This window comes from Mesorhizobium sp. M1163 (assembly GCF_040318415.1).
Classification (GTDB): domain Bacteria; phylum Pseudomonadota; class Alphaproteobacteria; order Rhizobiales; family Rhizobiaceae; genus Mesorhizobium.
Genome location: NZ_JAMYMF010000012.1, coordinates 1 through 24,533 on the forward strand (window position 1 = coordinate 1; position 24,533 = coordinate 24,533).

At 64.6% G+C, this 24,533-nt stretch carries 20 protein-coding genes; 13 read left to right on the top strand and 7 right to left on the bottom strand.

Annotation, left to right across the window (positions count from 1 at the left end):
* The first annotated feature begins 543 nt into the window (after positions 1 to 543).
* From NKH43_RS13550 to NKH43_RS13565, 4 genes are read left to right on the top strand one after another with little or no spacing between them, the layout of a single operon-like run.
* Positions 544 to 2,049: a COG4223 family protein gene (locus NKH43_RS13550; RefSeq protein ID WP_352858612.1), complete on the top strand. Its 1,506-nt coding sequence runs from the start codon at positions 544 to 546 to the stop codon at positions 2,047 to 2,049.
* A gap of 8 nt (positions 2,050 to 2,057) precedes the next feature.
* Positions 2,058 to 3,674 (top strand): heme biosynthesis protein HemY, encoded by a 1,617-nt coding sequence (locus tag NKH43_RS13555; RefSeq protein ID WP_352858614.1) that lies wholly within the window; start codon positions 2,058 to 2,060, stop codon positions 3,672 to 3,674.
* 39 nt (positions 3,675 to 3,713) lie between these two features.
* The gene (locus NKH43_RS13560) at positions 3,714 to 4,193 is read left to right on the top strand and encodes a tellurite resistance TerB family protein (protein ID WP_352858616.1); all 480 of its coding nucleotides are present in this window, start codon (positions 3,714 to 3,716) and stop codon (positions 4,191 to 4,193) included.
* An 18-nt stretch (positions 4,194 to 4,211) separates the two neighbouring features.
* Positions 4,212 to 4,928 carry a glutamine amidotransferase gene (locus NKH43_RS13565; protein ID WP_352858618.1) on the top strand — a complete coding sequence of 239 codons (717 nt, stop codon included), beginning with the start codon at positions 4,212 to 4,214 and terminating at the stop codon, positions 4,926 to 4,928.
* 82 nt (positions 4,929 to 5,010) lie between these two features.
* Here NKH43_RS13565 and NKH43_RS13570 read toward each other — a convergent pair whose 3' ends face one another.
* The 6 genes from NKH43_RS13570 to NKH43_RS13595 form a co-directional block, all read right to left on the bottom strand.
* Positions 5,011 to 6,252, bottom strand: a complete 1,242-nt coding sequence (locus tag NKH43_RS13570; RefSeq protein ID WP_352858619.1) for an MFS transporter — start codon at positions 6,250 to 6,252, stop codon at positions 5,011 to 5,013.
* Positions 6,253 to 6,434: 182 nt separating this feature from the next.
* Positions 6,435 to 6,899, bottom strand: a complete 465-nt coding sequence (locus tag NKH43_RS13575; RefSeq protein ID WP_352858621.1) for a Ros/MucR family transcriptional regulator — start codon at positions 6,897 to 6,899, stop codon at positions 6,435 to 6,437.
* Positions 6,900 to 7,063: 164 nt separating this feature from the next.
* Complete coding sequence (locus tag NKH43_RS13580) at positions 7,064 to 7,768, bottom strand: ROK family protein (protein WP_023721368.1); 705 nt, start codon at positions 7,766 to 7,768, stop codon at positions 7,064 to 7,066.
* 19 nt (positions 7,769 to 7,787) lie between these two features.
* The gene (gene zwf / locus NKH43_RS13585; protein WP_352494084.1) at positions 7,788 to 9,164 is read right to left on the bottom strand and encodes a glucose-6-phosphate dehydrogenase; all 1,377 of its coding nucleotides are present in this window, start codon (positions 9,162 to 9,164) and stop codon (positions 7,788 to 7,790) included.
* Positions 9,165 to 9,186: 22 nt separating this feature from the next.
* Positions 9,187 to 10,203, bottom strand: a complete 1,017-nt coding sequence (gene gnd / locus NKH43_RS13590) for a phosphogluconate dehydrogenase (NAD(+)-dependent, decarboxylating) (RefSeq protein WP_023721366.1) — start codon at positions 10,201 to 10,203, stop codon at positions 9,187 to 9,189.
* A 14-nt stretch (positions 10,204 to 10,217) separates the two neighbouring features.
* A complete protein-coding gene (locus tag NKH43_RS13595) occupies positions 10,218 to 12,644 on the bottom strand; it encodes a glucan 1,4-alpha-glucosidase (RefSeq protein ID WP_352858623.1) in 2,427 nt (808 codons plus the stop codon).
* Positions 12,645 to 12,862: 218 nt separating this feature from the next.
* On the opposite strand from NKH43_RS13595, the gene NKH43_RS13600 reads away from it, so the two are divergent.
* The 5 genes from NKH43_RS13600 (at position 12,863) to NKH43_RS13620 (ending at position 19,560) form a co-directional block, all read left to right on the top strand.
* A complete protein-coding gene (locus NKH43_RS13600) occupies positions 12,863 to 13,876 on the top strand; it encodes an ABC transporter substrate-binding protein (protein ID WP_352858625.1) in 1,014 nt (337 codons plus the stop codon).
* A 47-nt stretch (positions 13,877 to 13,923) separates the two neighbouring features.
* On the top strand, positions 13,924 to 15,444 hold the full coding sequence (locus NKH43_RS13605; protein WP_352858627.1) for a sugar ABC transporter ATP-binding protein: 1,521 nt from the start codon (positions 13,924 to 13,926) through the stop codon (positions 15,442 to 15,444).
* Position 15,445: 1 nt separating this feature from the next.
* Complete coding sequence (locus NKH43_RS13610; protein WP_352494089.1) at positions 15,446 to 16,420, top strand: ABC transporter permease; 975 nt, start codon at positions 15,446 to 15,448, stop codon at positions 16,418 to 16,420.
* 2 nt (positions 16,421 to 16,422) lie between these two features.
* Positions 16,423 to 17,370: an ABC transporter permease gene (locus NKH43_RS13615; protein WP_352641265.1), complete on the top strand. Its 948-nt coding sequence runs from the start codon at positions 16,423 to 16,425 to the stop codon at positions 17,368 to 17,370.
* Positions 17,371 to 17,490: 120 nt separating this feature from the next.
* Complete coding sequence (locus NKH43_RS13620) at positions 17,491 to 19,560, top strand: 3-hydroxyacyl-CoA dehydrogenase NAD-binding domain-containing protein (RefSeq protein WP_352718055.1); 2,070 nt, start codon at positions 17,491 to 17,493, stop codon at positions 19,558 to 19,560.
* An 8-nt stretch (positions 19,561 to 19,568) separates the two neighbouring features.
* Here the strand turns inward: NKH43_RS13620 and NKH43_RS13625 are convergent, their stop codons facing one another.
* On the bottom strand, positions 19,569 to 20,381 hold the full coding sequence (locus NKH43_RS13625) for a response regulator transcription factor (protein ID WP_352481005.1): 813 nt from the start codon (positions 20,379 to 20,381) through the stop codon (positions 19,569 to 19,571).
* Positions 20,382 to 20,495: 114 nt separating this feature from the next.
* Between NKH43_RS13625 and NKH43_RS13630 the strand changes: the two genes are divergently transcribed.
* The 4 genes from NKH43_RS13630 to NKH43_RS13645 all read left to right on the top strand — a co-directional run bounded on the left by NKH43_RS13630 (position 20,496) and on the right by NKH43_RS13645 (position 24,523).
* Positions 20,496 to 21,626, top strand: a complete 1,131-nt coding sequence (locus NKH43_RS13630) for an ABC transporter ATP-binding protein (RefSeq protein ID WP_023721357.1) — start codon at positions 20,496 to 20,498, stop codon at positions 21,624 to 21,626.
* Positions 21,607 to 22,770, top strand: a complete 1,164-nt coding sequence (locus NKH43_RS13635) for an ABC transporter substrate-binding protein (RefSeq protein ID WP_352858630.1) — start codon at positions 21,607 to 21,609, stop codon at positions 22,768 to 22,770. Before NKH43_RS13630 ends, NKH43_RS13635 begins: the two co-directional genes overlap by 20 nt.
* Positions 22,771 to 22,847: 77 nt before the next feature.
* Positions 22,848 to 23,711 (top strand): ABC transporter permease, encoded by an 864-nt coding sequence (locus tag NKH43_RS13640; RefSeq protein ID WP_352858632.1) that lies wholly within the window; start codon positions 22,848 to 22,850, stop codon positions 23,709 to 23,711.
* Positions 23,711 to 24,523 (top strand): ABC transporter permease, encoded by an 813-nt coding sequence (locus NKH43_RS13645; RefSeq protein WP_023721354.1) that lies wholly within the window; start codon positions 23,711 to 23,713, stop codon positions 24,521 to 24,523. Before NKH43_RS13640 ends, NKH43_RS13645 begins: the two co-directional genes overlap by 1 nt.
* The last annotated feature ends 10 nt before the right edge of the window (positions 24,524 to 24,533 follow it).

The window sequence follows — 24,533 nt, forward strand, 5'->3', positions numbered from 1 at the left end:
GTTCCCATCAGCCATCGCATCAAGAAATGCGCCTGGAACGACGACTATCTCATCAATGCCATCACTCATATGCGATAGCCCTGCCTTTCCGGGGGAGATGCCCGGCAGGGCAGAGGGGGGTGCTGTCCCTCCGACCTGTCAGCCAATCGAGCCCTCCATTCCCGGTTGGGGGATGGGTTTAGGTAGACGTTGGTGCTCTGTCACACCCCCCTCTGGCCTGCCGGCCATCTCCCCCGCAAGGGGGGAGATCGGCAGCTTGGCGGGCAGCCACCAACCTGAGACAATTGCGCTCGGGCACATTTTGTTCTTGCTTTGTGCCGGCAGCTATGCTAATAATTTCAGTATGGTGCTGATTCGCCCCAATGACCCGCCGCCGAGGCGGGTTTTTCATTTCTGGTTCCGCATGCCGTGTCCCAAAACCGCTGCGGCGTTTTGCCAAAACTGAACTCCAAGCCGTGGCGTCATCACGCCGCCCCTTTTCACCGCTTGGTGATGTGCTAGACCCTTCAAACCATCCCGAAGCGAATTTTGCGGAGCCCGAGCATGGTCAAGACGCCGAAGATGCGGCATTCCAAGAGCCGCCGTGAGCCGGTGACCATCGATCTCGAGCCCGGCGCCGTCTCGCGAGTCGCCGACGAACAGGATGCCAGCTCGCAGCAGCCGGCCGCGGCGCAGACCTACGAGGCGCGGGCCGAGGAAGCGGCGAACGCATCGCAGCCGGAGCCGCCTGAGGAGCCGGTGCATGCCGACCAGACCGATCTCGAACCATGGGAACATGCCGACGCAGCCGGGCGGGCCGGCACGCAAGAGCCGACGGACGCAGGCGCCGATTCTGCCAGGGAAGCGGAAATCCCTTATCCGGCCGGTTCGGATGCGCCGGTCGGTCGCTTCACGGCTTCCGACTACAGTTTCGAAGATGCACCCAGCGGAACCGGGGCCAACGAACCGAGGATACCAGGTTCCGGCGAGAAGACAGCTGAGACGAGGGACGACCATATGGCAGCGCAGCCGAAGCGGAGCGGCATCAACGGCATCGCCGCCGGTATTGTCGGCGGCGTCATCGCGCTGGCCGCCGCCGGCGGGCTGCAATTTGCCGGCCTGCTCGGGGCGCCGGGGTCGGGCGGCGTGTCGCTCGACCCCGTCAATAGTGAGATCGCTTCGCTGAAACGCGAGGTCGCGGACCTCAGACAGGCCGACGCCAACAATGACGCATCGGCCAAGGTGGACGGGCTGTCGTCGGCGCTGGATCAGGTCAGGGCGGACGTCACGGCGCTCAAATCGGCGGTCGAGCAAGGCGGCGCCGGCGACAATGCTGGGCTTGCCGCACTTGGCGACAAGGTCCGGCAGATCGAGACGGCGGTCGCGGGCCTCGGCAAGGCCGGCGGCACGGCGCCGGTCGATCTCGGGCCGCTCAACGAAAGGCTGGCCGCGCTCGACGCGCTGGTGAAATCGGCCGGCGAGACGGCAAAGGCGCAGGAAGGCCGGCTTGCGGCGCTGGAACAGTCGGTTTCACAGCTCTCGGGCAAGGTCGATGCACAGGCTTCGCAGCCGAAGATCGCGCTGGCCATTGCCGCCTCGGCGCTCAAGGCAGCGCTCGACCGCGGTGCGCCGTTCGCGACCGAACTCGAAACCTTTGCCGCGATCTCACCCGATGCACCCGAGATCGCGACGCTGCGCGCCTATGCCGAAAAGGGCGTCCCAACGCGCGCCGAGATCGCCGCCGAAGCGGACGCCACCGCCAACGCCATGGTCGCTGCCGCGACGCCTGTCGACCAGAATGCCGGCATCCTGCAAAAGCTGCTGTCGAGCGCCGAATCGCTGGTCAAGGTCAGGCCGATCGGTGCGGTCGAGGGCGCCGGCGCCCCGGAAACCGTCGCCCGCATGGAGGTCGCCGTCAATCAGGGCGACTACGCCAAGGCGCTCAGCGAATACGAAACGCTGCCTGAAGCGGCCAAGGCCGCCGGCGCCGACTTTGCCGGCAAACTGAAAGCGCGGATGGAGGTCGAGACGCAGATCGATTCGCTCATCGCTGGCGCGATGAAGGCGTGAGGAACCCGATGATCCGCATCCTCGCCTTCCTTGCCGTCGTCTTTGCGCTCGGGCTCGGGTTCGCCTGGCTGGCCGACCGGCCGGGTGAAATGCTCGTCACCTTCAACGGCTATCAATACCAGGTCAGCCTGATGGTCGCGGCGGTGGCGATCGTTGCCGTGGTTGCCGCGGTGATGATCGTCTGGTGGCTGGTCAAGGCGCTGTGGACCAGCCCCTATACGATCTCGCGCTATTTCCGCGTGCGGCGCCGCGACCGCGGCTACCAGGCGCTGTCGACCGGCATGATCGCCGCCGGCGCCGGTGACGGCGCGCTCGCCCGCAAGAAGACCAAGGAAGCGGCAAAGCTGATCCGCTCCGACCAGGAGCCGCTGATCCAGCTGCTCGACGCGCAGGCCTCGCTGCTCGAAGGCGACCATGAGGGCGCCCGCGAAAAGTTCGAGACCATGCTCGACGATCCCGAAATGCGGCTGCTCGGCCTGCGCGGACTGTATCTCGAAGCCGAGCGGCTCGGCGACCGCAACGCAGCCCGCCACTATGCCGGCCGTGCGGCGGCGGTGGCGCCGCAGCTGGCCTGGGCGGCCGAATCGACGCTGGAAGATCTGACCGGGCGTGGCGACTGGGATGGTGCGCTGAAACTTGTCGACGCCCAGAAGTCAACGCGGCAGATCGAGCGCGACGCCGCCAACCGGCGCCGCGCCGTGCTGCTCACCGCCAAGGCGCAGGCGCTGATCGACAGCGATGCCAATGCCGCCCGGACGGCGGCTCTCGAAGCCAACCGGCTGCGGCCGGATTTCGCGCCGGCGGCGGTCGCCGCGGCGAAATTGCTGTTTCGGCTGAACGACGTGCGCAAGGGCTCGAAAATCCTCGAGGCGGCGTGGAAGGCCGAGCCGCACCCGGAGATCGCCGAGCTCTACACCCATGCCAGGCCCGGCGATGCCGTGCTCGACCGGCTGAACCGGGCAAAGAAGCTGCAGGACCTGAAGAAGAACCATGCCGAGGCCTCGCTTGCCGTGGCGCGCGCCGCGCTCGATGCGCAGGATTTTTCAACCGCTCGCCGCGAGGCGGAAGCCGCCATCCGCATCGATCGCCGCGAAGGCGCCTATCTGCTGCTGGCCGATATCGAGGAGGCCGAGACCGGCGACCAGGGCAAGGTGCGGCAGTTGCTGTCGAAAGCGGTCAGGGCGCCGCGCGACCCGGCCTGGGTCGCCGACGGCGTCGTCTCCGAACGCTGGGCTCCGGTATCGCCGATCACCGGCAGGCTCGATGCATTCGAATGGCGGGCGCCGATGGAGCGGCTCGGCCAGTTGATCGACAGCGATGAGGATGCGCCGGAGGCACCGGTGCCGGCGATTGCGGCTTCAGCCAAGCCGGTACAGGAAACAGCCGAGGCGATCGAGCACACAGCGGTTGCTGCCGAGACACCGGGCACAGCGACCGAAGCAAAGACCGAAAACCGTGCCGGCGAGGATCAGGTGACACCGGTCACCGCGGCGGCGTTTGCCGCGGTGCCGGACGATGCCGAAGCCGTCGAGCCGGCGCAGGAGTTGACGCGGCTGCCCGACGACCCCGGCGTCGATCCCGATGACGAGGCGGATAAATCGACGCGCCGGTTTCGTTTGTTCTGATCCGGGTCGAGTGGACCCGGGCTTATTGGGAATGATTTGATGTTCGAACGCGTTCTGTCGTTTCTAAGAGACCTGCCGTCCGGTAATGGCGCAAGCGCCAGCGCCGACGATCCGCGCATTGCCGCGTCCGCCCTGCTTTTCCACGTGATGAACGCCGACGGCGTGCGTCAGGATACCGAATGGGAGCGGTTCAAGAAGGTGCTGGCGGAAAGCTATTCGATCAGCGGCGACGAACTCGACGCGTTGGCGGCTGCCGGCGAGCGGGCCGACAATGAGGCGATCGACCTTTACGCCTTCACCAGCGTGCTCAAGCGCCATCTCGACGCCGAGGCGCGAAAAGCCTTTATCGGCCTGATGTGGGAGATCGTCTATGCCGATGGCGAGCTGCACGAACTCGAGGACAATACCGTCTGGCGGGTCGCCGAGCTGATCGGCGTCGAACGCCGCGACCGCGTCGAGGCGCGCCTCAAGGCGGCGGCCGCGGCTCCTGGTGCTGCCGGAACGTCAAGCGACGAATAGACAGGATCCCGCCTTCCAATGCCGCCCAAGCCAAGCCCGAGACCAAAGATCCTGATCGTGCTGCATCAGGAGCATTCGAGCTCGGGACGGTTATGCGATATGTTTATCGAGGAAGGCTTCGATCTCGACATTCGCCGCCCGCCGCTCGGCGAGGCCTTGCCGCAGACGCTGGATGGCCATGCCGGCGCCGTGGTGTTCGGCGGGCCGATGAGCGCCAATGACGGCGACGAGTTCGTCCGCCGCGAAACCGACTGGCTCAAAATTCCACTCAACGAGAACCGGCCGCTGCTTGGCATCTGCCTCGGCGCGCAAATGCTGGTCAAGCATCTCGGCGGCAGGGTCGAGGGCCATGGCGAGGGCCTCGTCGAAATCGGCTGGTATCCGCTAAAGGCGACTGAAGCAGGCAGCAGGCTGATGCATTGGCCGGAGATGGTCTATCAGTTCCATCGTGAGGGCTTTTCGCTGCCGAAGGACGCGACGCTTTTGGCGACGGCCGAAACCTACCCCAACCAGGCCTTCCGCTATGGCGACAATGCCTGGGGCATCCAGTTCCATGGCGAATTGACCCGGGCGATGATGCAGCGCTGGGTGGTGCGCGGCGCCCATCGCTTCGAATTGCCCGGCGCGCAGCCCGGCCGCGACCATCTCGGTGGCCGGCTGATCTGGGACATGCACCTCAAGCGCTGGCTCGGCGAGTTCCTGCCCATGATTTTTGGCAAGCCGGCGCTGCGGTGAAGTCGGTGCATGTCGCCCAAAAGTGTGCAGCGGTTTTGGGAAAACGACATGCACAAACAAACGAACTAAAGCGCGTCGCGCTTTAGTTTCGCCCCCTGAGGTGACGCACCTTGCGCAGCTGCGGGAACAGCACCGCCCATAGGCCGGCAACAGCGATCGCCCCGACGCCGCCGATCACCACGGCCGGAACCGTGCCGATCAACGCGGCCATTGTGCCGGCGCGGAATTCGCCGAGCTCATTGGAGGCGCCGACAAACACCTGGTTGACGGCGTTGACGCGGCCGCGAACGTCGTCCGGCGTCCACAGCTGGATCAGCGTCTCGCGGATATAGACGCTGAACATGTCGGTGGCGCCGAGCAGGGCAAGGGCTGCGATCGACAGCCAGGTGATGGTCGAGAGGCCGAACAAGACGGTGAACGCGCCGAACAGCGCAACGAAGCCGAGCATGACAAGGCCGGCATGGTTGCGGATCGGGTGTCCGGCCAGCCAGATGGCGACGCAGATGGCGCCGACGCCGGGCGCCGAGCGCAGCAGGCCGAGCCCCCACGGGCCGAGTTCGAGGATATCGCGCGCATAGACCGGCAGCAGCGCCGAGGCGCCGGACAGGAGCACCGCGAACAGATCGAGCGAAATGGCACCGAGCACGATCTTTTCGCTCCAGATATAGCCGAAGCCGGCGAACAGGGTCCGTACCGTCGGCCTGTCGGTCCGGCTGCGCTGGGCGGGCTTCGGGATGGTGAAGATCAGCACGGCGGCGATGAGCATCAGCGCGGCCGCGGTGGTGTAGGCGGCTTCGGCCGAAAGCCCGTAGAGCAGACCGCCGGCGACCGGCCCGACGATGGTTGCCGTCTGCCAGGCGGACGAGTTCCAGGCGATGGCGTTGGCGAAATCCTCGGGCGGCACCAGATTGGCGAACAATGATGACGAGGCCGGCCCGAAGAAGGCGCGCGCGATGCCGAACATGGCGAGCACGATGAAGACCGGCATCGGCCCGGAGAGGCCGCGCAGCGTCAGCAACAGAAGCGCCAAAGCGCAGCCCGCCTCGACCAGCACCGCCAGCGCCATGATCAGGCGGCGTCCAAAACGGTCGGCAACGTCGCCAGTGACCAGCACCAGCAGCAGCGAAGGCAGGAACTGGACGATGCCGACAAGCCCAAGGTCGAACGGGTCGCGGGTCAGATCGTAGATCTGCCAGCCGACGGCGACCGACACGATCTGGGTGGAGAATGTCGAGAGGAAGCGCGCCGCCCAGTAGCTCAGGAACGGCCGATGGCGAAAGGCGGCATAACGCTGGTCAGGCGGTACTTGGGATTCTGTGGTCATGGATCAGGCCCCGTGGCGGCGATGTCGGCCGGCGGGGCACTTCCACGATGGGCGCTGGTCCGGCCAAGAGAGCCTTTAGCGCAGTTCAGCGCAGGGCGCGCGCAAAAATCCGGCCTGGATCAACAATTTCCGCTCCGCCGGGCGTTGCCGCTGGCGGAGCGACCGGACCTGCTCCGAACGCTTTAGGCCGTCGCCTTGGCCTTCCTGCCCCTGCCCTTGACGGACGCGGGCGGGGCGGCCTTGCGGCCGAGACCGATTGCCTTGGCCAGCTGCGAACGCGAGGCCGCGTAGTTGGGGGCGACCATCGGGTAGTCGGACGGCAGGCCCCATTTGGCGCGATAGGCGTCGGGCGTCAGCCCGAAATGGACGCCGATATGGCGCTTCAAGGATTTGAACTTCTTGCCGTCCTCGAGACAGATGATGTAGTCCGGCGTCACCGATTTCTTGGGATTGACGGCAGGCGTCAGCGGCGCGGCGACCGGCACTGCCGGTTGCCCGAGCCCGCCTATGGAAGCGCTGACGCTGGCGATGAGATCGCCGAGGCCGGAAGCCGGCAAGCGGTTCTTCTCGACATATGCGGACACGATATGGGCGGTCAGCTCAAGCAGGTCGATGTCTTTGCGAGCGTTGTTGTTGTCGTCGGTCAATCTATTTCTCCGTCCGTGGGGGTCGCAGAAATTCCTAGTCGGCAAATCTGCGCAATGCAATGACGCCGCACCACGTCACACATTATTTTGAATAATAATACTAACGGCAGCGCGGGATTAACAACCCTGAGCCGGTGCTCGATAATATCAGACAATCAGCAATATCAGATAATCAGGGATTTGTCGCGCCACAGTCGAAATCCGCCCTCGAAGGCGCGTGTATTGTCGCCGCGTCTGCAATCGGCGGGCAAGTCGGCGAGTTCCTCGACATTGCCGCCGCCGATGACCACGTAATCCGGCTGCATGGCGGCGCGAAGCCGGTCGACCACGTCAAAGACGTGTTTGCGCCATTTCTTCTTGCCGCGCTTTTGCAGGCCGCGTTCGCCGACATAGTCTTCGAAACTGCCGCGCTTCTTGTAGGGAAGATGGGCAAGCTCCATCGGTTGGGCGACGTTGTCGACGATCATCGCGGCCCCGAGGCCGGTTCCGAGGCCGAGGAACAGCATGCGGCCGCCTTCATAGCTGCCGACGGCCTGCATCAGCGCATCGTTGACGACCTTCACCGGTTTGCCGAACTCAGCGGCGAAATCGCAGCCGACCCAGCCCTTGCCGAGATTGGCGGGTTCGGTGAGCGGCCGGTTGTGGTGCACCGGACCCGGATAGCCCATCGAGACGACATCGTATTGCAGCCCTTCGGCCAGCGTCTTCACCGCCGCGACCATCTGCTGCGGCGTCAGCTCCGGTCCGGAAGCGGTCTTGCGCTCGTCGCCGCCGGCGCTGGTGCGGATCTTGACGTGCGAGCCGCCGATATCGATCGCAAGCACGATCTTTTCGGCGTCGGGTGCCGGTCGCTTCACCGCTTTGGCCATCGCTTTCGCCTCCCAGAAATCATTTCGATGGATTGATCCAGCCGTTCGGCGGGCCGAATCCAGTCATCGCTTCGGTCGGCCCCCAGGTCTTTGGCGCGTAGATCGCGGGCGCCGTGGTGTCGCCGAGCACCGGGCCGACGATGCGCCAGGCGAGCTCGCTGGCGTCCTGGCGGGTGAACAGCTGGCCGTTGCCGTTCATAGCGTCGCCGATCAACCGCTCGTAAGGCGGCATGTCGCCCTTCGAATCGTCGAGCGCGGTGAGCTCGACCTGCTCGCCGACCATGTCGTCGCCGGGCGCCTTGCGCCGGGCTCCGATCGAGATCGCCACCTGCGGATCGATGCGGAAGCGCACGTGATTGCAGTCGCCGGGCTTGATTGGATCGAAGACGTCGAGCGGCGGCCGTTTCAGCCGCACGATGACCTCGGTGGCGTGCACCGGCAGGGATTTGCCGGCGCGGATGAAGAACGGCACATCTTGCCAGCGCCAGGTATCGACGAAAAAGCGCACCGCCGCGAAGGTCTCGACCGGCGAGTTCGGCGCCACGCCCGGCTCGTTGAGATAGCCGTCGAACTGGCCGCGCACGACATCGTCCCTGGTCAGCGTCCGGATCGCCCGCAGCACCTGCACCTTCTCGTCGATCAGATCGTCGGCCGAGCGGCCGACCGGCGGCTCCATGGCGAGCAGCAAGAGGATGTTGAGCAGATGGTTTTCGATGACGTCGCGGATGCAGCCGACCTCGTCATAGAAGCGGCCGCGGCCCTCGACACCGAAATCCTCGGCCATGGTGATCTGCACGCTCTCGACGAAGTTGCGGTTCCAGATCGGCTCGAGGAAGGAATTGGCGAAGCGGAAATAGAGCAGGTTCTGGATCGCCTCCTTGCCGAGATAATGGTCGATGCGGAAGATCGACTTTTCGTCGAAGACCAGATGCAGTACCCGGTTCAGCCAGCGCGCCGATTGCAGATCATGGCCGAACGGCTTTTCCACCATCAGGCGTGCGCCCTGGGCGGCGCCCGACTGCTCCAGTCCCTGGACGACGACCTCGAACATGGCGGGCGGCACCGCCAGATAGTGCAGCGGCCGCTGTGCGCTGCCGAGCGCGGTCTTCAGTTTATCGAAGGTCGCAGGCGCCCGGTAGTCGCCGCTGACATAGCGCAGCAGCGACGCGAGCCTTGCGAAGATCTTCTCGTCGATGCTGCCGATGGCGTTGACGATGCCGTCGCGGGCGCGTGCCTGCAGCTTGGCGATATCCCAAGGATCGAAGGCGACGCCGATCACCGGCTCGTTCAGCGTTCCCTTGGCCACCATGGCGTAGAGGGCGGGGAAGATCTTCTTGTGGGCGAGATCGCCGGTGGCGCCGAAAAGCACCAGCGTGTCCGATCGTTCCTGGCTCATGGGCGTGCCTCCCTGTCGCCCGTCACGAGCCGGCCTTGGGTTTTTCGACATGGCCGCCAAAGGCATAGCGCATGGCGGACAGAAGCTTGTCGGCGAATTCGGACTCGCCTTGCGAGGAGAACCTGTCGAACAGCGCCGACGACAGCACCGGAGCCGGCACGCCGGTGTCGATCGCCGCCTTCAGCGTCCAGCGGCCTTCGCCGGAATCCGAGACCCGCCCGCCGAACTGTGTCAGCGACGAATCGGCCTTCAGCACGCCGGCCGTCAGGTCGAGCAGCCACGAGCCGATGACGCTGCCGTGCCGCCAGACCTCTGCCACCTCAGCGATGTCGATGTCGAACTGGTAATATTGCGGGTTCTCGAGTGGACTGGTTTCGGCGTCGGCGGTGCGCTGCCGCTTGCCGGCGTTCGCCGACTTCAGGATGTTCATGCCCTCGGCATAGGCGGCCATGACGCCGTATTCGATGCCGTTATGGACCATCTTGACGAAATGGCCGGCGCCGCTCGGTCCGCAGTGGAGATAGCCGAAGGGAGCGGTTCCGGCGTCCTTGGCAGGGGCGGGCGAAGCGGCGTCGGCGCCCGGCGCCAGCGTTGCGAAAATCGGATCGAGATGCTGGACCGCGCTGTCGGGGCCGCCGATCATCAGGCAGTAGCCGCGCTCGAGCCCCCAGACGCCGCCGCTGGTGCCGACATCGACATAGCTCAAGCCTTTCAAGGCGAGGCGCGCGGCGTGGTCGACGGCCTCATGATAATAGGAATTGCCGCCGTCGATGATGATGTCGCCCGGCTCCATCAGGGCGGCCACCTGGTCGACGATCCGGCCGGTGATCGCCGCCGGCAGCATCAGCCAGGCGCTGCGCGGCTTGGTGAGCTTGCCGACGAACTCCTCCATCGAGGCGGCTCCGACCGCGCCGGCGGTCACAAGCGCCGCGACGCTCGCCGGGTTAATGTCGTAGACGACGCATTCGTGGCCATCGCGCAGCAGGCGCCGAACCATGTTGGCGCCCATCCGGCCCAGTCCCATCATTCCTATCTGCATGGTCTCGTCCTGCCTTACTTGAGGGATCGATGATCTAGTGGCTGTGCGGTATCGCCGATGCCGACAGAAAAGTCAGCATTCTCCCAACGGCCGGCATCGGACCAGAAGAATGTGAAGACAATGCTATTGCCCGGAGCGGCGTCGGCAACCGGCAACTCTGCGAGATGGATACCGAAAAGGTTCGCGGCGGTCTCGGTGTCATGGACGGTTGCCCAATTGTCGCTGCTCCAATGAACCACCGCCCGGGCCAGAAGTTCGATGCGCAGCGCCTTGCCTGCCGGGACGGTACGGATCTTGTGGTTGAAGCGCCATGCCCTGAGGCACGACACCGTCCTGCCCTCGATATAGCGCTTGACGCCTTGCGGCGGCATGTCGAACACGGCGCCGTCGCGCAGCGAACGCAGCAGCTTTATGTGCTCGGAATGCGCCCAGACCAGCGGCTTGGCGCTGCCGGAGGGGCCGCCATGCCGCAATTCGCGCTCCGGCATATCGGGACCATCCCAGACCTGCTCCGGCAGCAGGCCGCCCGGCCCGGCGGAGCCCTCAAACGTGGCGAGCAGGCGTGCCGCACTGTCCCTGCGCCCTGCCGCCAGCTCGTAATGGGCGCGCTCGCCGACCAGCAGCGGCCTGGGCCGGCCCTGGCCGGTTCCATCGAAGGGTGCGCCGTCGGCATGCTCGCCATAGCCGTCGCCATTGTAGCGGTACCAGAGCGGCCCCTGCGGCAGTTCGCAGCGCAATTGCGCGTCGATGACCTTGACCGTGTCGAGGATGCGCGGATCGTCGGCTGCCCTCAGGCCGAAGCGGACCAGCGCCAGCGCATCCGGGCTGACGATCGCTTCGGCTGGGCGGTCCGCATCACCGGGCGGGCGGTTCTTGATCGGCACAAAGCCGTCCTTCGGCGATGCGGCGCCGGCGGTGTCGGGCGGGGCGATGCGGACATAGTAGCCTTCGACGCCGGCTTCGTCGCATGCGGCGGTGCCGGCGACGTAGGTCCAGCGCTCGATCTGATCGTTCCAGATATCGGCGGTTTCGCGCAGATAGTTTGCCGGCTCTGTTTTGCCGGCGGCATCGAACATGTCCGCAGCCGCAAGCAGCGCGGCGATCTCGACGGCAAGCGTGAACGGGCTGTAGCCGGCGTCTTCCTCCCAGCGGTCCTCGCCGGTGACGGGGCCGTTGCGTACGACATAGGCGGCAGCGCGCTCGATCATCGGCATGAAGGAGGAGAGTACCGCAGGCGGCAAATGCCCGGCGCGGCGCAGCGCGTCGGCGAGCAGCAGCGGAAAGGCGCACTCGTCCATCTGGATGCCCGGCCAATAGACCGACCCGTCGAGCCAGGCGTTCTGCGGCCAATGGCCGTCCGGCTGCTGGATCGAGCGCAGATAGCCAAGGATGCGCAAGGCTTCCGCCGGGTCGCCGGCGGCGAGGAATCCGCCGGCGGTTTCGACCAGATCGCGCGGCCAGACCAGGTGATAGCCGCCGAGATCGTCGTCGCCCTTGTTGAAGCCCCACGGGATCGACAGGCTGGCCACGGCTGCTCCGGTCGACGAGCGGTGTGTCGCCAGCACCGCCGTGCTGAGGCGGTAGGGATTGAGGGCGGACACCGCATGCCGGTCCAGCGGCAGCAATCCGGCCTGCCATTGGCGCCATTTATCGATGTAGGATCCGGCTGCGGGCCCAAAACCTTGGTTCAGGCTGGCGAAAGCAGTTTCCGCCGCCTGTTGCGGCGTCGTGCCGAAGCCCAGCGCCAGCAACATTTTTGGGTTCGCAGCCGAAAAGGCGATCTCACCGGCCAGCGCGACATTGCCGTCCTCGGCCCTGCGGCAGGCCGGATCGAGCCGGCCGCTTTGACGAAGCTGCTGCCAGCCGTCGGAGACGCCGACATAGCCGGCCGCGCACGCCTTCCACGGCCGCGACGAGGCGAGCGCCAGGCAGACGCCGCGTCCCGATGCAAACAGAACAGGCTGTCCTTCATGGTCGTCGATCCAGGCAGTGTTGCCCATGCCGGCATTGACGAGGTGCGGCGCCAGCAGCGCGTAGACGCGGTAGTCGCTGGCGGCACCCTTGAGCGACGTGAACATGATCTCCTGCAGCAAGACGGGACGTTCCGGATCGGTGAGGACGCGCTTCTCGATCCGGTAGCTTCCATCGGCTGCGGTGTTGACCAGCCGATAGGCAGGCACCCCGTCCTCGAGGGGTTCGATGCGATGTTCGGCGTCGCGCTTCTCTTCGGAGAAATAGCCGTCGGGTCCGGTGACGATCAGCCCCAGATCGCGGGTGCATGCGCTGTCGAGGCGGGAATAGTAGATCTCGTTGAGGATACCGTGGCTGATGGTGAACCAGATCGGGCAGGCCGGCGACAGCGCGGTGCCGACGCCGCTCTTGGCGCTCGACGTCCAGCGCGCCGGAATGCCGGGTGCACCCGGGGCAAGGTTCACTGCCATTTAATCGGTCTCCATCGCCATCCCTAGACCAGGAGTCGAACCGGTTTCAATGATTGCACCGCAAGTTGATCGTCGGCCATGGATTGATGTTGACAGCTTGCTGGCTATCTGCATTTGTCTGATAATAGATAAAAAACAGCATTGTGAGCGTATCAGCCATTAGCCACCAGCCAGCCATTAGCCACCAGTAAGACAGCAACTCACGGGAGGAGTATGACATGAAGAAAATATTCGTTTTGGGCGCCCTTGCAGCGATGCTTGCCGCAGGCACCGCGCTTGCCGATACCAGCGGCAAGAAGATCGCTTTCTCCAACAATTACGCCGGCAATTCGTGGCGGCAGGCGATGCTGGACAGCTACGGCATCGTCACCAAGAAGGCAGTCGCCGACAAGGTGGTCGGCGCCGCCGACGTCTTCACGACGGCCGACAAGGAAGTGCCGACCCAGGCAGCCCAGGTGCAGAACCTGATCCTGCAGGGCTATGACGCGATCGTCATCAACGCGGCGTCGCCGGATGCCCTCAACGGCGCCATCAAGCAGGCCTGCGACGCCGGCATTGTAGTCGTTTCCTTCGACGGCATCGTCACCGAACCCTGCGCCTACCGCGTCGTCGTCGACTTCAAGGACATGGGCAAGCAGGAAGTCGAGCAGATGGCCAAGTTCCAGCCCAAGGGCGGCAATCTGCTGGAAATCCGTGGCCTTGCCGGCACTTCGATCGACGATGCCATCCATGCCGGCATCCTCGAAGGTGTCGCCGCCCATCCCGAGTTCAAGATCGTCGGCTCGGTGACCGGCGACTGGGACCAGACCACGGCACAGAAGGCCGTAGCGACGATCCTGCCGTCGCTGCCGGATGTTGTCGGCGTCGTCGACCAGGGCGGTGACGGCTACGGCGCGGCGCAGGCCTTCGCCGCCGCCGGCAAGCCGCGCCCGACAATCATCATGGGCAATCGCCAGGACGAGTTGCAGTGGTGGAAGGAGCAGAAGGACAAGGACGGTTACCAGACCTGGTCGGCATCGATCGCACCGGGCGTATCGACGCTTGCCTTCTGGGTGGCGCAGCAGGTGCTCGACGGCCGCACCGACGTGCCGCACGACCTGCTGGTGCCCTATCTTGCCTTCACCCAGGACGATTTCGAGGCCGCGTTGCCGAAGATTCCGAAGGGCGGCGTCGCCAGCCACGAATACACGCAGGAAGACGCCGTCGCGGCGATCAAGGCCAACATCAAGTGAGCATGGCACTATTGTTGCCGCCACAGATAACCGGGTATCGTTGAGGGATGCCCGAGGCCAGTGCAGACATCATCAGGCCTGACGGCGCCGAAAAACATTTCGGCGCCGTCAGTATGGACATCATAAGACTGGACGGCGCCGAAAAACATTTCGGCGCCGTCAGGGCGCTCGACGGTGTCGATTTCAGCGTTCGTGCCGGAGAATGCGTCGGTCTCGTCGGCCATAACGGCGCCGGAAAGTCGACGCTTATGCATATGGTGGCCGGCACGCTTACCCCCGACAGCGGGCAGATCGCGGTCCGCGGCGGCGTCGAGGCAAGTTATTCGGTGCCGCGCGCACAGCAGCTCGGCATACGTTGCGTTTTCCAGGAACTGTCGCTCTGCCCGAACCTCAGCGTCGTCGAGAATACGCGGATCAACCACGCCTCGCTTAATGGCTTCGGCTGGCGGCGCAAGGCCGCCCATCTGATTGCCGCCAAGCTCGACGAGATATTCCCCGGCCACAGCATCTCGGCATCCGACATCGTCGGCGATCTTTCCATCACCAGCCGGCAGATGGTGGAGGTGGCGCGCGCCTTCACGGTCACGCAGGAGCCGCTCGAACTGGTCATCCTCGACGAGCCGACATCCTCGCTCGATGCGCATACCGCCGGCCAGCTGCTGGCGTTCGTGCGCCGCTTCATCGCCGCCGGCAAGAGCTGCATCCTGATCTCGCATGTGCTGGGCGAAGTGCTCGGAAATGCCGATCGCATCGTGGTGATGCGCGACGGCAAGGTGGTCGCCGCCGGGCAGGCCGACGCCTTCGACCGCGACAGGCTGGTGACGGCGATGGGCGGAGCGGAGGCGCGCGAGAAGGCCGCCGCAGAGATTGCGAGCGGCAAGCCGGAGCCCGGTCCGCTGCGGGTCCGGGCGCGGCCGGCGCGACAGCAAGACGGCAATGAGCTCATCGCCCGTGCCGGTGAGATCATCGGCCTTGCCGGACTTGCCGGGCATGGCCAGACCGACCTGTTGCTGGCGATCTTTGCCGCGGCTTCCCGCGCCAAGACCGGCATCGAGGTCACCGCGCCGGTGGCGCTGGTTGCCGGCGACCGCCAGTCGGACGGGATTTTTCCGCAATGGTCGATCGCCGAGAACATCGGCATCCGTTCGCTGGCGCGATTGCGCAACGGCCTCTTGATCTCACCGCAGCGCGAAGCCGAGCTCGCCCAGCTGTGGCAGCGGAAAATCGGCATCCGCACGCCCGACATGAACAACAACATCTTCTCGCTGTCCGGCGGCAACCAGCAGAAGGCCTTGTTCGCGCGGGCGCTCGGCTCCGACGCCAAGATCGTGCTGATGGACGATCCGATGCGCGGCGTCGATATCGGAACCAAGCTCGAAGTCTACGATCTCGTGCGCGAAGAAGCTCGCCATGGCCGCACATTCCTCTGGTACACCACCGAAACCGAAGAGCTCGACAATTGCGACCACATCTATGTGTTCAAGAACGGCCGGATCGTCGCCAACCTTCGTCGCGACGAACTGACGGAGGAAAAGATCATCCAGTCCTCGTTTGGCGACGCGGCCTGAGATGACGGCGGCATCCATCGAGAATGGGCTAAAATCGTCGGCTCGCGCCACGAGGCGGGCGCGCATGCTGCGCAGCCTGCTGCCGGCACTGTCGTTGGCGCTGGTGCTCATCGCTATCGCCTGGCTCAACCCGCGCGCCATCAGCTATTTCGGCTTCAGCCTGATGCTCAATCTGGCGATCCCGATCGCGCTGGCGACGATCGCGCAGATGTTCGTCATCGCCGGCAACGAGCTCGATTTGTCAATCGGCACCTTTGTCGGCTTCGTCGGCTGCGTCACGGCGACATGGCTGAAGGACGCGCCGTTGCTCGGCGTCGTCATCCTGCTCGGGTCGATCGGTGTCTACGCGCTGCTCGGCGCGCTGATCCATCTGCGCAACCTGCCCTCGATCGTGGTGACGCTCGGCATGAGCTTCGTCTGGCAGGGCCTGGCCATCCTGATCCTGCCAAAGCCCGGCGGCAAGGCGCCGGACTGGCTGCTGGCGCTGATGGCCTTCAAGCCACCCGTCATTCCGTTCCCGATCATCGCGGCATTGCTGATCGCGGCGGTCGTCCACTTTGGCCTGATGCGCACCTCCTATGGTGTCATCCTGCGTGGATCGGGCGGCAATTCAGCCGCACTCAAGCGCGCCGGCTGGTCGCTGCTCCGTACCAAAATCGCGCTGTTTGCGCTGACCGGCCTGTTCGGCGTTTTGTCCGGCATGGCGCTGATCGGCATCACCACCTCGGCCGATGCCAATATCGGCAATGGCTACACGTTGCTTTCGATCGCCGGCGTCATCCTCGGCGGCGGCGAGTTCGTCGGCGGCCGGGTGTCGCCGATCGGCGCCGTCATCGGCGCGTTGACGCTGGCGCTGGCCGCATCGCCACTGCTGACGTTCATGCACATTCCGCCCGACTGGCAGGTTGCCGCCAATGGCGCCATCCTGATCATCGTGCTGGCGGCCCGGGTGCTGATCAGCCGCAGGGAGAGGTGAGCATGGTCTCGCTGCGGACACTGCTCGCCAGACCCTGGATCTGGTCGTTCTTCGGGGCGCTGCTGGTGTGGTTGGCGACGATCGCCTTCACCGGCGGCTATGGCGGAGGCGGGATGATCACGGCGGCGCTGTCGCTCGCCGTCTTCACCGTCATCGTCGGCGTCGGGCAGATGTTCGTTATCACGCTCGGGCCGGGCAATGTCGACCTGTCGCTGCCGGCCAATATCGGCCTTGCCAGTGCTGTCGCCATGAAGGTCATGGACGGCAATGAGGCGATGATCGCGGTCGGGCTGCTGGCCGCGCTTGCCTGCGGCATGGCGATCGGTGCCGTCAACTACCTGCTGATATGGGCGCTGCGCATTCCGCCGATTATCGCGACGCTGTCGGCCAGCTTCGTCATCCAGTCAGTCGATATCAGCTATGGGCGCGGCTTGCAGATCAAGCCGCCGCCGGGCTTTGCCGATTTCACCAACTGGCAGGTGTTCGGTATCCCGGTGCTGGCGATCCTGACCGTGCTGTTCACCATCGGCGCCGGCATCGTTTTGCAGCGCATGATCTACGGACGCTCGGTGCTGGCGATCGGCCAGAACATCCGCGCCGCCTGGCTGGCAGGCGTCAATGTCGGCCGCACCCGCTTCCTCACCTACACGCTGTCGGGCGCGCTCGGCGGCCTCGACGGTGCACTGCTCGCCGGTTATTTCCGCGGCGCCAATGTCGATATCGGCAATGAGTATCTGCTGGCGTCGATCGCGGTCGTCGTCATCGGTGGCACGTCGGTAGCCGGCGGCAAGGCCAATGTGCCGGGGGTCTGGGGCGCGGCGCTGTTCCTCGTGCTGCTGTTGACCATGCTCAACACGTTCGGCGTAAGCGTCGGCGTGCGCCTGGTGCTGACCGGGCTGATCATCGTCGGCGTCATCACCGCGGCCGGCGGGCAGAAGGCGCTGCGCTAAGGCAAGGCCACCCGGCGGCGAGAGGATATCGATCCGGCCCGCAAACATGTGGTTCCCATCCGCATGCCAGCGCTGTAAATCCCGTCGGGCTCCTGGCCAACATCATTGTATGAGGTTTGCGTGCCCGATTTCGTCAGCACTACAAGGCACGGCAACGTCGCGCTGGTGACCATCGACAATCCGCCGGTCAACGCGCTGAGCTTCCATGTGCGCGAGCCGTTGATGCGGGCGCTCGTTTCCCTGCGGGACGAGCCGTCGGTGGGAGCAATCGTGATAGCCTGCGCCGGGCGGACCTTCGTCGCCGGCGCCGACATCACCGAATTCGGCAGACCGGCGCAGCAGCCGGAATTGCGCGCCATTGTCGCCGTGCTGGAAACCATCGCCAAGCCAACGGTCGCCGCCATTCACGGCACTGCGCTCGGCGGCGGCCTGGAACTGGCGCTCGGCTGCCATTTCCGTGTTGCCGACCGAGCGGCAAGGCTCGGCCTGCCGGAAGTCAAGCTCGGCCTGCTGCCGGGCGGCGGCGGCACGGTTCGCCTGCCGCGCTTGGTTGGTCCGCTGAAGGCACTCAGCATGATCGTTTCGGGAACGCCGATCAATGCGGCCGAGGCGCGCGCCGCCGGTCTGGTGGATGCCGTCTTCGATGGCGACCTGACCGCGCAAGCGGTGAGTTTCGCCAGCGAAACGGCCGCGAAAGGCGGTCCGTTCACGCCGGTGCGCGACCGCAACGATCGCCTCGACCAGGCCGACTTGCCGGCCTTCGACAAGGAGGCGGCAACGCTTGCGGGCAAAGCGCGCGGTCTCGAGGCGCCGATAGCCTGTGCGCAGTCGGTCCGCGACGCCCTCACGCTGCCCTTCGACGAAGCGCTGGCGGCCGAACGCGACCTGTTCGTCAAGCTTGTCGCCGGCGACCAATCACGCGCGCAGCGGCATTTGTTCTTCGCTGAACGTGAGGCGGCAAAGCTTGCCGGCAAGGATGTCGTCAGGCGCAAGATCGCCCGGGTCGGCGTCATCGGCGCCGGCACGATGGGCGGCGGCATCGCCATGGCGTTCGCCAATGGCGGTCTTCCCGTGACCTTGCTGGAAACAACGCAGGAAGCATTGCAACGCGGGCTGGCGACGATCGACAAGAACTATGCCGTTTCCGTCACCCGCGGGTCGCTGAGCGAAGACGCCAAGCGCCAGCGGCTGGCTTTGTTCAGGGGCAGCACCGACTATGCAGACCTCGCCGATTGCGACCTGATCGTCGAGGCTGTGTTCGAGGAAATGGCGGTCAAGAAGGAGGTATTCGGCAGGCTCGATGCGGTGGCCAAACCGGGCGCGATCCTTGCCACCAACACCTCTTATCTCGACGTCAACGAGATCGCCGCTTCGACGTCGCGGCCGCAAGATCTCCTTGGCATGCATTTCTTTTCGCCGGCTAACGTCATGAAGCTTCTGGAAATCGTCCGCGCCGACAAGACCTCGCCGGACGTGCTGACGACCATCGTCGATCTGGCGCGGCGGATCGGCAAGGTGCCGGTCGTCGTCGGCGTCTGCCACGGCTTCGTCGGCAACCGCATGCTGGCGGCGCGGGGTGCGGAACTGGAGGCGCTTCTGCTCGAGGGTGCAATGCCGCGCCAGGTCGACCAGGTGTTCACCGATTTCGGCTGGCCGATGGGGCCGTTCCAGATGAGCGATCTCGCCGGCCTCGACATAGGCTGGCGCAACCGCAAGGCGCGTGGCCAGACGGCTGACATCGCCGACACGTTGTGCGAACAGGGCCATTTCGGCCAGAAGACCGGCAGCGGCTTCTATCGCTATGAGAACGGTTCGCGCACGCCGCTGCCCGATCCGGAGGTCGAAGCGCTCATCCACAACAAGGCTGCTGAACGCGGCATTGCACCGCGGGCAATCGGCGCCGAGGAGATCATCGAGCGCACGCTCTATCCGATGATCAACGAGGGCGCCAAAATCCTCGAGGAACAGATTGCCGCCCGCGCGTCCGATATCGACGTCGTCTGGGTCAACGGCTATGGCTTCCCGGTCGGCAAGGGCGGGCCGATGTTCTGGGCAAGCCGCGAAGGCGTGGACAAGATCATCCGGCGGTTGGATCACTGGCACCAGCAGACCGGCGAGGACGTCTTCCGGGCGGCACCTCTGCTCAGGCAAATGGCCGAAACCGGTTCCTGGGACGGCGCTGCCGGCTGAACTTGGGACTACCGAATCCGTGCATCCATGATCTCGACAAAACGCGCGAATAGGCCCGCCTGCGATTTGATCTTGAGCTTGCGGTAGATGTTACGGCGATGGACTTTTACGGTTCCCGGCACGATGCGCATCGCCCTGGCGATTGATTCCGTGGAATGGCCCTGAAGCACCAGGTCGACGACATGCTGTTCGCGCGGCGTGAGCGAAAGGCTCTTCCAGATGTGAGCACGTTCGAACTCGCTGACTGGAGCAATCGTTTCGTCCTGCTTCGTCTCTGCCGGTTTGTCGGCCGGAAGATCATGCCAGCGCAGCCTGATGAGATTGATCACCGCAGGCGCCATGTCGCGCAGCAACCTCGCATCGGCGGTTCCGAAAGGTCCCGAAGCGCGCAATCGCATCAGCGAGAGCACCAGTGCGTCCTTTCCCGGCAGCGGCACAAAAAAGCCGACCTCCTCCGCAAGTCTGGTCTGGCTGTAATAGGAGCGGTAATATTCGCTGGCATAGAAGCGATCCGGCGCCAATTCGCGCATGCGCCAAAAGCCTTCCTTGCGCTCGACCGCAGCATGGTGGAACGGATCGAGCAGATAAGGCCCTTCCTGATAGAGCGCGACGAAGACGTGGCTGTCGGCCGGCGAGAATGTCTCGAACAGCAGCGGCGGGCGTAAGGCGCCGCGATAGCCGAAGATCACGCAATGATCGAAGCTGACATGCTGCCGGAGCCAGGCCACCATTGCCTTGCCGAAAAGCTCGCCGCTGGTCTCCCGCGTCGCTGCGATGAGCGCAGCGAGCCGGCTGTATTCATCGCTGCGCGAAACGCCCAATTCATACCCCTCCAGACGAGAAAATAGACAAAATATACCACCTGGGAGGTATATACTAGCCGCCATTGGCTCTGATAGCGTTTCGAGATCAACTAGCCGCTGGAGCCCGCAGCTTTGACCGCAGTGCCCGACATCGAGTTTCGCGGGGTCACCAAACGCTACGGCAGCGTGATCGCGGTCAGCGGCATCGATCTTGCCATCCCGCCGTCTGCCTTTGTCGCCTTGCTCGGGCCGTCCGGCTGCGGCAAGACAACCTGTTTGCGCATGATCGGCGGCTTCGAACAGCCAAGCGAAGGCGCGGTATTCATCCGTGGCCACGACATGGCCGGCACGCCGCCCTATCGGCGGCCGGTCAACATGGTGTTCCAGCAATATGCGTTGTTTCCGCATCTGGATGTCGAGGACAACATCGCCTATGGCCTGCGCCAGGCGCGGCCGCGCCTGTCGTCGCGCGAGATCAGCCTGAAAGCAGGCGAGGCGCTCGCCATGGTGCGGCTTGCCGGCTATGGACGCCGCAAGATCCATGAGCTTTCCGGCGGCCAGCAGCAGCGTGTCGCCCTGGCGCGGGCGCTGGTCAACAAACCGGCGGTGCTGCTGCTCGACGAGCCCCTGGCGGCGCTCGACAAGAAGCTGCGCACCGACATGCAGATAGAGCTGCAGAACCTGCAGCGCGAGATCGGCATCACCTTCGTCCTGGTCACCCACGATCAGGAAGAAGCACTGTCGATGAGCGATTTCGTCTGCGTCATGAATGGCGGGCGTATCGTCCAGCTTGGGCAGCCGAGCGAAATCTACGACGAACCCGCCGACCTCTTTGTCGCCGATTTCGTCGGCAAGACCAATCTGTTGAGCGGCAAGGTCGTCGGGCTCTCGGGCAAGCTCGTCGAGGTGGCGCTTGCCGATGGCACTGTCATTGCCGCGCGCAAGCGGACTTCGATGGCTCAGGGTGAAGCCGTTTCGGTCAGCCTGCGCCCTGAATCGCTAAGCCTCGGCGCGCCCGGAAGCGGCCGGCTGAACGGGCTTGTCCGCAACCGGATCTTTCTCGGTTCGACCGCGGAATATGCAATCGAGGTCCAGGGCATCGGGACGCTGCTCGCAAAGGCCGATCATCTGATTGGCGGTGGAAATCTCTTCAAGCCGGGTGAACCCGTTGCCATCGGCTTTGCAGCCGGAACGCCGCTGGCGTTTCCGGAGAATAACGGGACCAACCAGAGGGAAAACAAAAATGTCGAAATCATATCGTGACGGACTGCCGATAAGCCCTGAAAAGTTCGTCGATCAATTGATGCGCCTCAAGCGGGGTTCCATCGGCCGCCGCGAGTTCCTTGGCCTTACCGGCCTGGGCATCGCAACGGCGGTGATGGCCCGCGAGCTCGGCATCATGCCGACGCCGGCTTTCGCCCAGGAAGGTCTTGGCGACCGCATGTCGATTGCCACCTGGCCCAATTATCACGACCCGGCGACGTTCGAGAATTTCCAGGCCGAGACCGGCGTTGCCGTCGAGGTCAATGTGTTCGGCTCAAACGAGGAGATGCTGGCCAAGCTGCAGGCCGGCGCCTCGGGCTGGAGCCTTTTCGTTCCAACCAACTACACGATCTCGACTTACAAGAAGCTCGGCATCATCGAAGCGCTCGATATGGCCAAGCTTGCCAATTATGACGGCTCGCAAGAAGACCCGCGCTTCACTGGGGAAGGCACCATCGACGGCGTGACCTACGCTGTGCCGAAGAATTGGGGCACCACCGGCTTTGCCGTCAACACCAAGAAACTGGCCAAGCCGATGACGAGCTGGAAGGAATTCTGGGACACGGCGATGGCGGAGGGCGACGGCCGGACCATGGTTCATGATTACCAGCTGACCACGATCGGCAACGCGCTGAAATATTTCGGCTTCTCGTTCAACTCGCTGAAGCCGGACGAACTCGCCAAGGCGGAGGAATTGCTGCTGAAGGTCAAGCCGCATCTGTTCGCGGTCTCCAGCGACTACCAGCCGTCGATGCGTGCCGGCGACGCCTGGATGACGATGTGCTGGACCAATGACGGGGCGCAGCTCCACCGCGACATCCCCGAAATCGCCTACGTGCTTGGCAAGGAAGGCGGCGAGATCTGGACCGACTTCTACGCAATCCCCAAGGATGCGCCTAACAAGCCTGCGGGTTATGCCTTGCTCAACTATTTGATGAACCCGAAAGTCGCGGTCAAGGAGCACCTGGCCAACGGTGCGCCTTCCACCGATGCGCGGGTCAATGCGCTGCTGCCCAAGGAGGTGCTGGAAAATCCGATCCTCTATCCGGCGGCGGATCTGCTCAAGCCACTCGAATTCGGTGCAGCCGCGACCTTGACCGACCCGGGCCGGGCCGAATTGATGGCACGCTTCAAGTCGGCTTGAACCGGGCGGACCAAAGGTCCGATGCAGGCAACTCCCTCGGCGGACAGATGCCCGCCGGCACCGGGGCGGTTTTTTCAATGCGCAGCAATGTCCTTCGTCACAATCTCCTGACCGCCCTGCTGCTCGGTCCGGCGACCGCATGGCTGTTGGTGTTTTTAGTTTTGCCGTTCGTCGCGATCGCCGTTTTCAGCGTCGGCGAGCGGGCGCCGGAAGGTGGCTATCAGGCCGCTTTCACCTTGGCGCAGTATGCCAATCTTCCGGCGCGGGCGACCGCCTTCTGGAACACCATGGTGCTGGCGCCGGCGGGCGCACTGGCCTGTCTTCTCGTTGCCTATCCGGTCGCCTACTACCTCGCCTTACGCGCGCCGCAACGGTGGCGGCTGATCCTGCTGGCGCTCGTCGTCATCCCGTTCTGGACCAGCCTGCTGATGCGAACCTATGCCTGGATGTATGTTCTTGGCGGGCGCGGCATCCCGGCTCTGCTGGCCTATGTCGGGATGGAGGACGTGCGGCTGATCAATACGCCGGGAGCGGTTCTGCTCGGCATCGTCTATGGTTATCTGCCGCTGATGATCCTGCCGATCTATGTCAGCCTCGAGCGGCTCGACCGCCGGCTGCTGGAGGCCTCCGCCGATCTCGGCGCGACGCCAATCTCGACATTCCTCGGCGTGACGCTGCGGTTGTCGCTGCCAGGTGTGATGACCGGCTTCTCGCTGGTCATGATCCTGTTGCTCGGCGAATATCTGATCCCAACGCTACTCGGCGGCGGCAAGGTCTTCTTCATCGGCAACGCGCTGGTCGATCTGTTCCTGCAATCGCGCAACTGGCCGTTCGGATCGGCAATCGCCATAACCCTTGTAGCGGTTTCCGTGGTCGTGCTGCTTGCCGCGAACCGCATTTCGACACGGCTTTCGGGTGCCCGCCGGGTGGGCCTGATCTGATGCGTGCCTTCGTCGTTGCGGTCTTTGCCTTTCTCTACCTGCCGATCGCGCTGGTGGTGCTGTTCTCGTTCAACGCCGGCCACCACGCCAGCGAGTTCACTGGCTTCTCGGTGCAATGGTACGGCAAGGCACTGGCGAACCCGTTCCTGGTCGAAGCGCTGAAGAACAGCCTGTTAATCGCCACGACCAGCGCCTTGCTCGCGGCACTCTGCGGCACCGCGGCGGCGCTTGGCCTGGCGCGTGTCGGCGCGCGGACGCGAGCCGTCTTCGATGCGCTTTTGGGTGCTGCGATCGTCGTTCCTGGCGTCGTCATCGGCATCTCGACGCTGGTCGCGCTGGTCCAGCTATTCGGGGTGGTCAACCCGTTTGTCGCTTCGCTGTGGCCGAACGATCAGCCACCGCGCCTGGCGCTCGGCTATGGCTCGATCATCGCCGCGCACGGGCTGTTTTCGATGGCGCTGGTGGCGATGATCGTCGGCACGCGCCTCGGCAGCCTCGACCGCAATCTGGTCGAGGCTTCGAGCGATCTTTACGCCACCCCGCTGACGACGTTCCGCAGCATCGTGTTGCCGCAGATCATGCCGGCGGTGGTCGCCGGCTTCCTGCTCGCCTTCACATTCTCCTTCGACGATTTCATCGTCGCTTTTTTCGTCGCCGGCGCGCAGACGACATTGCCGATCTATGTCTTTGCCTCGATCCGGCGCGGGGTCACGCCGGAGATCAATGCCATCGCGACGATCGTGCTCGTCGCCTCCGTTCTGCTCGTGGTGCTCGCCCAATGGCAATTGCGCCAGCGAAAACCATCCCACTGAAAGACAAAAA

Coding starts and splice junctions, on each gene's coding strand:
- NKH43_RS13605 (WP_352858627.1), top strand. CDS start 13,924: ATGCCCGAGGCCAGTGCAGACATCATCAGGCCTGACGGCGCCGAAAAA.
- gnd (WP_023721366.1), bottom strand. CDS start 10,203: ATGCAGATAGGAATGATGGGACTGGGCCGGATGGGCGCCAACATGGTT.
- NKH43_RS13610 (WP_352494089.1), top strand. CDS start 15,446: ATGACGGCGGCATCCATCGAGAATGGGCTAAAATCGTCGGCTCGCGCC.
- NKH43_RS13640 (WP_352858632.1), top strand. CDS start 22,848: ATGCGCAGCAATGTCCTTCGTCACAATCTCCTGACCGCCCTGCTGCTC.
- NKH43_RS13565 (WP_352858618.1), top strand. CDS start 4,212: ATGCCGCCCAAGCCAAGCCCGAGACCAAAGATCCTGATCGTGCTGCAT.
- NKH43_RS13560 (WP_352858616.1), top strand. CDS start 3,714: ATGTTCGAACGCGTTCTGTCGTTTCTAAGAGACCTGCCGTCCGGTAAT.
- NKH43_RS13595 (WP_352858623.1), bottom strand. CDS start 12,644: ATGGCAGTGAACCTTGCCCCGGGTGCACCCGGCATTCCGGCGCGCTGG.
- NKH43_RS13645 (WP_023721354.1), top strand. CDS start 23,711: ATGCGTGCCTTCGTCGTTGCGGTCTTTGCCTTTCTCTACCTGCCGATC.
- NKH43_RS13550 (WP_352858612.1), top strand. CDS start 544: ATGGTCAAGACGCCGAAGATGCGGCATTCCAAGAGCCGCCGTGAGCCG.
- NKH43_RS13580 (WP_023721368.1), bottom strand. CDS start 7,768: ATGGCCAAAGCGGTGAAGCGACCGGCACCCGACGCCGAAAAGATCGTG.
- NKH43_RS13570 (WP_352858619.1), bottom strand. CDS start 6,252: ATGACCACAGAATCCCAAGTACCGCCTGACCAGCGTTATGCCGCCTTT.
- NKH43_RS13555 (WP_352858614.1), top strand. CDS start 2,058: ATGATCCGCATCCTCGCCTTCCTTGCCGTCGTCTTTGCGCTCGGGCTC.
- NKH43_RS13615 (WP_352641265.1), top strand. CDS start 16,423: ATGGTCTCGCTGCGGACACTGCTCGCCAGACCCTGGATCTGGTCGTTC.
- NKH43_RS13635 (WP_352858630.1), top strand. CDS start 21,607: ATGTCGAAATCATATCGTGACGGACTGCCGATAAGCCCTGAAAAGTTC.
- NKH43_RS13600 (WP_352858625.1), top strand. CDS start 12,863: ATGAAGAAAATATTCGTTTTGGGCGCCCTTGCAGCGATGCTTGCCGCA.
- zwf (WP_352494084.1), bottom strand. CDS start 9,164: ATGAGCCAGGAACGATCGGACACGCTGGTGCTTTTCGGCGCCACCGGC.